This window comes from Haloferula rosea, from assembly GCF_016595525.1.
In the GTDB taxonomy this organism is placed as follows: Bacteria; Verrucomicrobiota; Verrucomicrobiia; order Verrucomicrobiales; family Akkermansiaceae; genus Haloferula; species Haloferula rosea.
Genome location: NZ_JAENII010000067.1, coordinates 1 through 329 on the forward strand (window position 1 = coordinate 1; position 329 = coordinate 329).

The following is a 329-nucleotide window of genomic DNA, read 5'->3' on the forward strand; positions in this document are numbered from 1 at the left end:
TGCTTCCATTGCTTCCAGTAGTACAACCGCACCCTCCGCCTGACCCATTCCGCCAGTCGCTCGATGACCGTGTAGGTGCAACTGAGCTTGTAGTAGTTGAGCCAGCCGAGGACATACTTGCGCAGTTCATCGATGATGTCCTGCACTCGGTGTCCCCGGTTGCGACGGGTGATTTCCCGCACTCGCTGCTTGAAGCGGTGCAGCGCCTTGCCTGTCCACACCAGCCGCCCTTTGAGATCCATGGCATAGCCGAGGAATTCGCAGAAGCCCAGCCGGGTGCAGCGGCTTTTGGCGCGGTTGACCACCAGTTTCAGTCGTCCTTCGCAGAA

Annotated in this window: 1 protein-coding gene; it reads right to left on the bottom strand. The window is 59.3% G+C overall.

Annotated features, from left to right (window positions below; genetic code table 11):
• Positions 1-329: group II intron maturase-specific domain-containing protein (locus JIN81_RS18845; RefSeq protein WP_325100912.1), on the bottom strand; the 329-nt coding region annotated here is incomplete at both ends.